Raw genomic sequence first — 10,360 nt, 5'->3', positions numbered from 1 at the left:
CCGTGGAGGTAATTTACCGATGACAGAAGACGTGCCGTCCGCCGATTTTGAGCGGGGCCAGCGTGCCGAAAGGGAGCGCTTCGCGGAGTACCTTGCGCACTTTGAACGGTCGAGCCGCGCCCTCGCTGATCAAGCGGTTACCGATGAGTCGCGGGTGTACCAAGTCACGATCGCCAACGCCATGAGGGCCATGAGCCAAGCGATCATGGGCGGCTTCCACTGGCAAGAATCGTGGCGCAAAGAGTAGGACGTCTCCGGCTCCTGTGCGTCAGCGGCGTGCGTGCAACGCCTGCCGCGCACGGCCGACGACCTACAGGCGCCTCATGACCGAGACAACCTTGCCCATGATTTGCGCGTGCGTGCCATCGATGGGCGTGTAGGCCGGGTTATGCGGCATGAGCCACACCTGGCCGTCTCGGCGCCGTAGCGTCTTGACCGTGGCCTCGTCGTCGAGCAGGGCCGCGACGATGTCGCCGTTCTCGGAATCGTTCTGACGTCTGACGACCACCCAGTCGCCGTCGCAAATGGCCGCGTCGATCATCGAATCGCCCGACACCTTGAGCATGAACAGTTCGCCGTCTCCCGTGAGTTGACGGGGGAGAGCGAAGATATCCTCCACCTGTTGGTCGGCGAGGATCGGTCCGCCGGCTGCGATGCGGCCGACGAGGGGGACCTGCACCACACGGTCGTCATCAACCATCGTCGAGTGTGAAGCGGAGGCGAGGGACACGACATCGGTGTCGTCTTCCGGCATGACGACCTCGAGAGCGCGCGGCCTGTTCGGGTCCTGACGCAAGAACCCTTTCGCCTGCAGCGCGGTGAGCTGATGCTTCACCGAGGAACTCGACGTGAGACCGACAACCTCCCCGATTTCGCGCATCGACGGTGGGTAGCCGCGTGTGGTCACCGAGTCGCGGATCGCCTCAAGAATGCGGCGCTGCCTGTCGGTGATGTCGCCGTGCGGCGAGGGGAACTCGTGGATAGTCGCGTCTTGGCCTTCCGCTGACATGCCGCTCCTCCTTTGTGGCCGACTCCGGACGTGGCCGGTGTCAGACCCTTGTGGTCCTCTAGTTGTCGACGGTAGGGCAATATGCCCCCGAAATCAAACAGGTGTTCGAGAAATACTTGTGCGTGTCGGCCAGGGGTGCTAGAAATAGAACAAGTGTTCGACGAACATGTGTTCGAGTGGAGAGGAGTGATCATGAGTATTCGTGTCGTGAAGACCGCAAAGATGAGGGCACGTCGGTGGGCGGCGGTGCTCGTTTTGGCCGTCGTTGCACTTGTGGTCGCCCCGCAAGCATTCGCGCAAGGCGGGTCGGCGTCCTCCGGCTCGAACACCTACGTCGTCGCCGAGGGCGAAACGCTGTGGTCCATCGCACAGTCGATCACTCCCGCGTCTCGCGATGTGCGCGACACAGTTGAGACGGTCAAGTCGATGAACCTGCTCGACTCGGCGAACATTCGGCCAGGCGATCAGCTGCTCGTGCCGATTTACGGCTGAGGTCCCGTTCCGGGTGGGCCACGGGCGCAGTCCGTGGGACACTCAGGGAATGCACTGCCCCTTTTGCCGACACGCAGATTCTCGCGTCATCGATTCGAGGACGGCCGACGACGGCTCGCTCATTCGCAGGCGCCGGCAGTGTCCCAACTGCGGCAAGAGATTTTCCACGGTCGAGGCGTTCTCGCTCTCCGTCGTGAAACGCTCTGGCGTGGTCGAGCCCTTCTCCAGAGACAAGATCATTTCCGGGGTTCGCAAGGCCTGCCAAGGCAGGCCCGTCTCAGACGATGACCTCGCGCTGCTCGCGCAGAAGGTCGAAGAGGCTATTCGCGACTCCGGACAGGCCGAGATCGACGCGCTCGATATTGGCCTGGCAATTCTCACTCCGCTGAGAGATCTCGACGAGATCGCCTACCTCAGGTTCGCGAGCGTATACCAGGCCTTTGATTCCCTCGAAGACTTTGACCGAGCGATCGCCGACCTCAGGCACGAGGACGCGGGCAAGGAACCTGCCGCGTCGGGCTCGACCGACTAGTCCTTCTTCTTGGGCCGGGCCTTGCCTCTCCGGCTTCCGGGCGGCTGGCGTCCCGTCGACTTGTTCTTGCTCTTGTGGGCCGCACCGTGGCCGGGTTCGCTTGCCGGAGGCGCAAAGTCGCGCCGCGGCGCGGAGCCGCGATTTTCCGTCGGCGAGTCATCGCGGCGAGCGGGCCGATCATCGCGGCCGCCCCATGCTGGCTTGGCGCCACGAGAATTGTCGCGGTTTCCTGCGTAGCCGCCACGATCGGTATTGCCTCGGTATCCACCGCGTGAGTCGTCCTTGCGAGGCGCCCAACCGGTACGGGACTGCGCGGCGGGGCGTTCACCACGGGAGTCGTCACGGTTGCCCTGGTACCCGGAGGTGCGTGCGGGGCGTTCACCACGGGAGTCGTCACGGTTGCCCTGGTACCCGGAGGTGCGTGCGGGGCGTTCACCACGGGAGTCGTCACGGTTGCCCTGGTACCCGGAGGTGCGTGCGGGGCGTTCACCACGGGAGTCGTCACGGTTGCCCTGGTACCCGGAGGTGCGTGCGGGGCGTTCACTACGGGAGTCGTCACGGTTGCCCTGGTACCCGGAGGTGCGTGCGGGGCGTTCGCCACGGGAGTCGTCACGGTTGCCCTGGTACCCGGAGGTGCGTGCGGGGCGTTCACCACGGGAGTCGTCACGGTTGCCCTGGTACCCGGAGGTGCGTGCGGGGCGTTCACCACGGGAGTCGTCACGGTTGCCCTGGTACCCGGAGGTGCGTGCGGGGCGTTCACCACGGGAGTCGTCACGGTTGCCCTGGTACCCGGAGGTGCGTGCGGGGCGTTCACCACGTGAGTCGTCACGGTTGCCCTGGTACCCGGAGGTGCGTGCGGGGCGTTCACCACGTGAGTCGTCACGGTTGCCCTGGTACCCGGAGGTGCGTGCGGGGCGTTCGCCACGGGAGTCGTCACGGTTGCCCTGGTACCCGGCACCACGCTGCGGCCGTTCGGTCTGTTCTGGACGCTCGGTGTACTCGCGCCGTGCGGGCCGTTCCGTGCGTGCGGGTGTGGCGGGCGGCGCGGCCGTCTGGCCTGAGAGCTGTTGCTCGCGCAACGCCAAGGCCCGCTCCCTGTCCGCAAGTTCCCTCTCCTTGGCGGTGAGGTGATCGCGCTTGGCAGCGAACGCGGCATCGTCGCGCGGCGACGTCACTGGCCGCCCGCGACTGGGACGCTCGCGTCCGGGACGGTCGCGCCCGCCGCGAGAGTCGTTACCCCCGCGGTCGCGTCCACCGCGGCGGTCCGCCCGCATGACGGGCAGGGGCTCAATAACGGGGACGCCGGAAGGCTGCCGCGCGCCCGTAAGTGCGTCGATTTTGGCCAAGGCTGCCGCATCGACTGTCCTGAAGGCGGCGTCCTCTGCCTGAATGTTTGCCTCATCGAGTACCCGAAGCGCGGCATTTCGTTGGTGGGGGAGCACCAACATGACGGCGAGGCCATCGGCGCCCGCCCTGCCGGTGCGGCCGGAGCGGTGGGTGTAGTCGCGGTGGTCGGCTGGCGGGTCGATCTGGATGACCAGGTCCACCGCGTCCACGTGAATCCCGCGCGCGGCCACGTCGGTGGCCACAAGAACGGGCAGCCTGCCGGAACGGAACTCGACCATGACGAAGTTGCGCTCCGCCTGAGAGCGATCGCCGTGCAGGGCCGCCGCAGGAACGCCATTCGCGCGCATGTCGGCCGCGATGCGATCGGCGGCGAGCTTGGTCCGCACGAAGCACAGGGTGCGTCCCTCGCGGGCCGCCATGCGAGTGGCCATCTTGTACTTCTCGTGCGGAGGGATGGAGATCATGACGTGGCGCTGGGTGGGCTGCGCGCTGCCGTCGGTGACGTCGTGCAACACGGGGTTGTGCATGTATCGCTTGACCAGATCGTCGACGACGCCGTCCAGGGTCGCCGAGAACAACAGGCGCTGCGCGTCGGCGGGAGTCTTGTCGAGGATTTCTGCGATTTCCTCGCCGAATCCCATTTCGGCCATGTGATCGGCCTCGTCGAGCACCGTGATCGACGTGTGGGACAGGTCAATGTGTCCGCGCCGCACGAGGTCCGCCAAGCGGCCGGGGGTGGCCACGACGAGGTGGACTCCGCGCTCCACGGCCATGATCTGCTTGCTCATCGACAGTCCGCCTGCCACGAGCCTGTACGTGAGTTGCGTCGCGTGAGCGTAGGGCTCGAGGGCATCGCCGACCTGCATGGCGAGCTCACGGGTCGGTACGAGCACGAGCGCATGGACTTGATGACGTTCGGGCTTGGGCAGGTCCGCGACGCGAGCCAGGATCGGCAGGCCAAACGCAAGGGTCTTGCCGGATCCGGTGCGGGCTTTGCCGAGCACGTCCCTACCGGCCAGGGCATCGGCGATGGTCGCGGATTGGATGGGGAACGGAACGGTCAGCTCGTAGTGAGCGAGTGTGGCAACGAGCTTCTCGGGAAGACCGAGATCGGCGAAGGACGCGGTCGACACGCCTCCGGTGGTTATGAGAGCACCCGCAGCCGCACGGTCGCTGGCATCGTGGACAGGGCGGTGAGGGCTTCGTCCGCAAGTCCCGCGGAAACGTCTGTGACCACGTAACCAAGTTCACCGCGAGTCGCGAGAAGTTGAGCCTCGATGTTGACCTCATGTTCCGCGAAGGCGCGGTTGACCGCGGCGAGAACGCCGGGGATGTTGGTGTGGAGGAACGCGATGCGGTGCGCTCCCTGGAGCAGGTCGAGCGACAAGTTGGGCAGGTTCACGGAAAGCGAGGTCGACCCGCTGAACACGTAGTCGCGCAGCCGCGTCGCAACAAAGATGCCGATGTCGCGCTGCGCCTCCTCGGTGGAGCCGCCGATGTGGGGCGTGAGGATGACGTTGGGCATGTCCTGCAGCGGAGAGGTGAACGCGTCGCCCTTGACCTTCGGTTCGACGGGGAACACGTCGATCGCGGCGCCGCCGATGTGGCCCGATTCGAGACCGCTCTTGAGCGCCTCGATGTCGAGAATGAATCCGCGCGACAGGTTGAGAAAGAGCGCCCCTCGCTTCATAGCGGAGAACTGTTCGCGACCGAAGAATCCCTGGTTGCCAGCGCGCCCATCGACGTGGAGCGTCACGATGTCGGCTTCCGCAAGAAGCGATTCGAGCGTCGGCATCTTGGTCGCGTTGCCAAGAGCGAGCTTCTCGGCGGCGTCGAAGAAGATGACGTTCATGCCGAGGGCCTCGGCGATCACCGAAAGCTGCGAGCCGATGTTGCCGTAGCCGACGATGCCGAGGGTGCGGCTCCTGATCTCGTGGGCGCCAGTGGCGCTCTTCGACCACACGCCCGCGTGCATCTGGCGGTTGTGCTCGGGGAGCCTGCGGGTGAGCGAGATCATCTCGGACACGGCCATCTCGACGACCGACCGCGTGTTGGAGAACGGCGCGTTGAAGACGGCAACCCCGCGCTTGGCCGCGGCGGCCAGGTCAATCTGGTTGGTTCCGATCGAGAAGGTGCCGATCGCGATGAGGTCCTTTGCGGCCTCAATGACGCGCTCGGAGACCTGCGTCTTGGATCGAATCCCGAGGAGCTGGACGCCGTCAAGGGCGGCAATCAACTCATCTTCGTCGAGGGCTCCGTCACGATTGTCGACGGCGATGCCGGCGGCGGTGAGGATGTCGGTGGCTTTGGGGTGAAGTGTTTCAAGGAGGAGTGCACGCACGGGCCCTATGTTCTCGCACTTCCGGTTCGTTTACCAATTTGCCCCGTCCGTGACAGGCTGAACGGGTGAATACGCTTGGGCGCACGCTCATGGTTGCTACCGTCGCGATCGTCTGTGGTTTCGCCGGGGCCTACGCGTACAACAGCGGTGCAATCGATCCGAGCCACTTCGGCCAGCCGCGCAACGCCGTCGATGTGAACGGCAAGTTGGTGTCTCTGCCTTTGCCGGGTCCCCATCCACAGCGGCTCGCGCCCGTTGTGGTGACCGATGCTGTGGGGGAGTTCACTTTCGAGTCGGAGGGCGCGGATGGCCCCGTCCTACGAGACCCCTGCCTTGCCATTCATTGGGAGCTCTCCGCCGCCGGGATGCCTGCGGGTGCCGAGCCGCTCGCCCAAGAGGCAGTCGCCAACGTCGCCGCGCACGCCGGACTTGTCTTCATCTTCGATGGTTATACGAGCGACCAAGCGGCGTTTGATGGCCCCCTGTTGGTGCGCGGCGACGGCTGGCAGTACGCGCCGATGGTGATTGGCTGGGGCACCGCGGCTCAGTCCTCTGATCTCGGAAGCGATACCGCGGGCGTCGGCGGGGCAAGGGTGACTCCTGGCGCCTATGAGGAACGCGAATTCCTGTGGTCGGGGACCGTGATCATCGATACGTCAAATATTCGAGACATCGTGACGAGCCCAGCGGAGCAGGCCCGTATCCGGGCGGTGATCATGCACGAGCTTGGCCACGTCGTCGGTCTCAACCACGCCGCCGATCCTCACGAGTTGATGTATCCGACAGCCACCTACGTCATCGACTGGGGTCCGGGCGACCTCGAGGGACTTGCCGCCGCGGGTGCGGGGCCGTGCGAGGTGTCGAAGTGACCCGACTGGTGCTCTGGCGGCCGGAACTCGCCTAGATGTCGGTGAGTCCATCCGGCAGCTGTCCGTGGTGCACCAAGACGAGCCTCCGGGTCGAACGAGTGAGCGCCACGTACAGGTCTTGAGGCACGCGAGCGATCGAGGTGGGATCGGCGATGACTACCGAGTCAAATTCAAGGCCCTTCGCCTCGCGTGCTGTCATGACTTCGATTCCCGGACGCGCAAGCGACGACACATGAGAGATCAGGTCCTCGGACGCAATGACGGCCACCAGTCCGCCGCCGCGAGTCACGAGTGAGTCCGCCTCGACCCCGGCCGCGTCGGACGCGACCCGGGCAATCGCCTCGCGTTCCGGGACGCCGATGGTCGCGAGGGCATCGTCGACGTCCCTCGCCGCGCTCATTTCGCTCACGGGCAGGCCGGCGGCGCGGGCGAAGCTCTGCGCGGCCGACGCGACAGCCGCGGGAATGCGATAGCTCACGGTGAGTTCGCGCAGGTGCCACCCCGCCTGGAACAGCGGGTCCATCGTCTCCGGCCACCAGCGAGTCCCAGCTGGGGCCGAGGTCTGTGCGATGTCGCCCACGATCGTGAACGAACGGGAGGGGCACCTTCGCAGGAGCATCCGCCAGGCCATGGGGGAGAGCTCTTGAGCCTCGTCAACAATCACGTGCCCGTAGGTCCACGAGCGGTCCTCGCTCGCGCGTTCGGCGACGGTCTTGTGCGTTTCCGGCGCCCTCATGCGCTCGGCAAGCATCTCCGCCGTCACGATGCCATCGCCGCCGATGATGTCGAGCACTTCGCGGGCATATCGCAGTTCGGCCTTGTCATCGCCCGATACGCGGGTCGACTGCGGCAGGTCTCCGAGCAATTCGGCGGCCTCGTCGAGGAGCGGCACGTCCGCATCAGTGAAGGGCGCGTCGGGGTCGCGTGCCAACAGCGCGCGCTCGGCGTCGGTCATGCGGGACGCACACGCGGCAAGCAGGTGAGGTTTTGAGAACAGGTCTCGTAGCAACTGCTGAGGGGTCAACGGCAGCCAACACAGGTTGATCGCGACCCGTAGCGAGCGGTCGTCGCGCAGGTCTCGCGCGATTTCCTTCTTGTCGTCGTCTTCGATTTCTGGGCCGAGCTGATCGACCACTTGGCGCGTGAGGCGGTTGATCATCTCCTTGGCAAACGCGGCGCGGGCCGCATTGTGGGGCTTCCCGTCGCGACGTGCGCGGGCTTGTGCCTCGCGCACATCGGAACGCTTGATCGTCACCTCTCGACCGTCTATCCGAAAATCCTGATCGCGTTTGGGAACGCGTTGGCGCTCGCGCACGGCCGACCTGACAACGGTTGACATGTCGAGCCTGCCCTTGAGGGCCGCGACGTCGTCGTGCTCCCGCGCCGTGGTGCGAATGCCCTTGACGAGTCCAGCCAAGGTCGTCGATACCGCGCCCGTCTCGCCCAAGGAGGGGAGCACGTGGTCGATGTAGCGCAAGAACGACGTGGATGGGCCGATGAGCAGCACCCCGCGGCGTGCGAGCAAATCCCTGTGGTGGTAAAGCAAGTAGGCGGCACGGTGCAGGGCCACTGCGGTCTTGCCGGTTCCGGGGCCGCCCTGCACCACGAGAGCTCCCTGCAAGGGAGCGCGAATGACCGCGTCCTGCTCGGACTGAATGGTCGCGACGATGTCGCCCATGCGGCCGGTGCGCTTCGCGTCGAGAGCCGCGAGGAGGGCTCCTTCGCCCGCGAGAGAAGCCTCGTGACCCGAACCCCTGAGCGCCTCCACATCCAGCACGTCGTCCTCGACCGCGGTGACGACACGTCCCTGGGTGGTCAGGTGTCTACGCTTCATCACACCTTGGGGTTGGGCTGCGGTCGCTGAGTAGAAGGGCGTCGCCGCGGGCGCGCGCCAGTCGGTCAGGAGCGGGATGTGATCGGCGTCTGACAGGCCGATGCGGCCCACGTAGAGCACGTCGCTCGCGACCATGTCGAGGCGTCCGAAGCACAAGCGGTCCTCGACGGCATCCAGTTGAACGATGCGGTCCTCGTAGAGCGTTGCGAATGCGTCGCGCTCCGAGCGATTCTGGGGGGAGCCGGACGGTCCCGCTTTGCGAACGTCTGCGAGCCGCTCTGCGGCCTCGAAACGCAAAGCGTCGAGCCGCGCATAGAGGGCGTCGACAACGCCCTGTTCCGCGCCAATGCCAAGGCCCGCCTCGACGGTGGACTCGTCGTGCATGAACTCCCTTTCGCGCTGCCAGCGAACCCCGCGGGCAGTAGACCATCCTCGCACGAGAGGCGGCCTAGAGGAATGCTCGGGCGTTCGCGGGCCGCGATATCGCGCATATTGGCGGCCTATCCGTGTCACAGTGAGGGCATGGCACTCATCACCTGGGATATCGAGGGCGTCGCGCAATGGGCCGACCGCTCGGGATCGGACGCGGTCTTGGTCCAGTCGCTCAGGGGGTTCATTGACGCGGGCAAGGTTGGCAGGCTCGTGTGCGAGCACATTCTGAGCCTGTCGGAACCTGTGAGGCTCGCGACTTTTGACATCGATGAGTTTCTCGATTACCGCTCCCGTAGGCCGGAGATGACGTTTTCCGTCAACGAGTGGACCGGTTACGACGAGCCCTACTTGGCGATTGACATGGTGAGAGACGCCGAGGACCGTGCTTTCCTTCTGCTCCACGGAAGTGAGCCCGACGTCCGTTGGGAGGCCTACATTCGTGCCGTGAAGGGTGCGGTGGAGAAGCTGGGCGTTGGCCTGACGGCAGGTGCCCACGGAATTCCCATGGGTGTTCCCCACACCAAGCCACTGCAGTCGACCATTCACGGCACGCGCCAGGATCTGCTACCAGACACCTCAGGCATGTTTGGGACGGTAACGGTTCCCGCCTCCGCCCAGAATCTCTTGGAATACCGATTCGGCCAGTGGGGCATGGACGCCGTCAATGTTGCCGTTCACGTGCCGTACTACGTCGCGCAGTCCGCGTTGCCGCAGGCGGCGCAACACGCACTGAGTCACCTCGAGGGGCTGACGGGGCTGAGTCTCTCACCCGAGCGTTTGGACGAGGCTGCGGTCGCCGCGTCGACCGAGATCGCGAGCCAAATGGTGGACTCGGAAGAGGTCCAGGCGCTCGTCGCGACCCTTGAAGAGCAATACGAGGTCATGGAGGCGGCGCGTCGGGACGGCATCCCGCTCGACCGTCCGCTGCCCACCGCAGACGAACTTGGGGCCGAATTTGAACAATTTCTTGCCCAACAACGCCGAGAGTCTCCCCCTCACGACTAATTTGTGCCATGCTTAGCATTGGTTGCATCTACGTAGTGAGCAGTACCCGTCTGCCTAGCAGACACGGGGCGAGGCATTGCGGCGACGAGTGGGACACAGTGTCCCGCTTCCCGTCCCGGGCATTAAAGGCAAGGAAATACCAGCATGACACAGGGCTCCGTTAAGTGGTTCAATGCAGAAAAGGGCTACGGCTTCATCGCTCAGGACGGTGGAGGCGCTGACGTCTTCGTTCACTACTCCGCGATTATTACCGACGGCTTCAAGACCCTCAACGAGGCGCAGCGCGTCGAGTTCGAGGTCACGCAGGGCCCCAAGGGTCCGCAGGCCGAGCAGGTCCGCGCTCTGTAACCAGAGACAGACTTCGAGAACCGCCGCCTCCCTTGTGGGGGCGGCGGTTCTGTCTATTTGGGGCTCGAATGGCCGCTTGGGAACATCGCACGCACCTTGGTGCGTTGAACACGCGAGGGCCTTCTCCGAAGGGCACACGGGGGCGCTTGGC

General features: G+C 65.3%; 10 protein-coding genes. 6 read left to right on the top strand and 4 right to left on the bottom strand.

Annotated elements, in window-relative coordinates:
• The first annotated feature begins 19 nt into the window (after window positions 1–19).
• Window positions 20–247: a hypothetical protein gene (locus BKA03_RS09445; protein ID WP_062075824.1), complete on the top strand. Its 228-nt coding sequence runs from the start codon at window positions 20–22 to the stop codon at window positions 245–247.
• A 63-nt stretch (window positions 248–310) separates the two neighbouring features.
• Here the strand turns inward: BKA03_RS09445 and lexA are convergent, their stop codons facing one another.
• Window positions 311–1,009, bottom strand: a complete 699-nt coding sequence (gene lexA, locus BKA03_RS09440; RefSeq protein ID WP_062075825.1) for a transcriptional repressor LexA — start codon at window positions 1,007–1,009, stop codon at window positions 311–313.
• A gap of 192 nt (window positions 1,010–1,201) precedes the next feature.
• On the opposite strand from lexA, the gene BKA03_RS09435 reads away from it, so the two are divergent.
• Both BKA03_RS09435 and nrdR read left to right on the top strand, forming a co-directional pair.
• Entirely contained in the window at window positions 1,202–1,501 is a 300-nt protein-coding gene (locus tag BKA03_RS09435; RefSeq protein WP_179398075.1) for a LysM peptidoglycan-binding domain-containing protein, read from the top strand.
• Window positions 1,502–1,550: 49 nt separating this feature from the next.
• Entirely contained in the window at window positions 1,551–2,033 is a 483-nt protein-coding gene (nrdR, locus tag BKA03_RS09430; RefSeq protein WP_062075827.1) for a transcriptional regulator NrdR, read from the top strand.
• On the opposite strand, the gene BKA03_RS09425 is transcribed toward nrdR, so the two are convergent.
• Together BKA03_RS09425 and serA are read right to left on the bottom strand one after the other, a co-directional pair.
• A complete protein-coding gene (locus BKA03_RS09425; protein WP_179398074.1) occupies window positions 2,030–4,513 on the bottom strand; it encodes a DEAD/DEAH box helicase in 2,484 nt (827 codons plus the stop codon). The two genes, nrdR and BKA03_RS09425, sit on opposite strands and share 4 nt — an antisense overlap.
• Before the next feature lie 11 nt (window positions 4,514–4,524).
• On the bottom strand, window positions 4,525–5,730 hold the full coding sequence (gene serA / locus BKA03_RS09420) for a phosphoglycerate dehydrogenase (RefSeq protein WP_083972059.1): 1,206 nt from the start codon (window positions 5,728–5,730) through the stop codon (window positions 4,525–4,527).
• Window positions 5,731–5,786: 56 nt separating this feature from the next.
• Here serA and BKA03_RS15565 point away from each other — a divergent pair, with 56 nt between their 5' ends.
• Complete coding sequence (locus BKA03_RS15565) at window positions 5,787–6,590, top strand: matrixin family metalloprotease (RefSeq protein ID WP_062076107.1); 804 nt, start codon at window positions 5,787–5,789, stop codon at window positions 6,588–6,590.
• Between the two features lie 31 nt (window positions 6,591–6,621).
• Here BKA03_RS15565 and BKA03_RS09410 read toward each other — a convergent pair whose 3' ends face one another.
• A complete protein-coding gene (locus BKA03_RS09410) occupies window positions 6,622–8,808 on the bottom strand; it encodes a HelD family protein (protein WP_062076108.1) in 2,187 nt (728 codons plus the stop codon).
• A gap of 138 nt (window positions 8,809–8,946) precedes the next feature.
• Here BKA03_RS09410 and BKA03_RS09405 point away from each other — a divergent pair, with 138 nt between their 5' ends.
• Together BKA03_RS09405 and BKA03_RS09400 are read left to right on the top strand one after the other, a co-directional pair.
• Window positions 8,947–9,861: a PAC2 family protein gene (locus BKA03_RS09405; RefSeq protein ID WP_062076109.1), complete on the top strand. Its 915-nt coding sequence runs from the start codon at window positions 8,947–8,949 to the stop codon at window positions 9,859–9,861.
• Window positions 9,862–10,005: 144 nt separating this feature from the next.
• Complete coding sequence (locus tag BKA03_RS09400; protein WP_062076110.1) at window positions 10,006–10,209, top strand: cold-shock protein; 204 nt, start codon at window positions 10,006–10,008, stop codon at window positions 10,207–10,209.
• Window positions 10,210–10,360: the final 151 nt, after the last annotated feature.

The sequence above is a fragment of the Demequina lutea genome, from assembly GCF_013409005.1.
In the GTDB taxonomy this organism is placed as follows: domain Bacteria; phylum Actinomycetota; class Actinomycetes; order Actinomycetales; family Demequinaceae; genus Demequina; species Demequina lutea.
The sequence above is the reverse complement of the archived record's forward strand: the minus strand, read 5'-3'. Positions and strand labels throughout refer to the sequence as shown.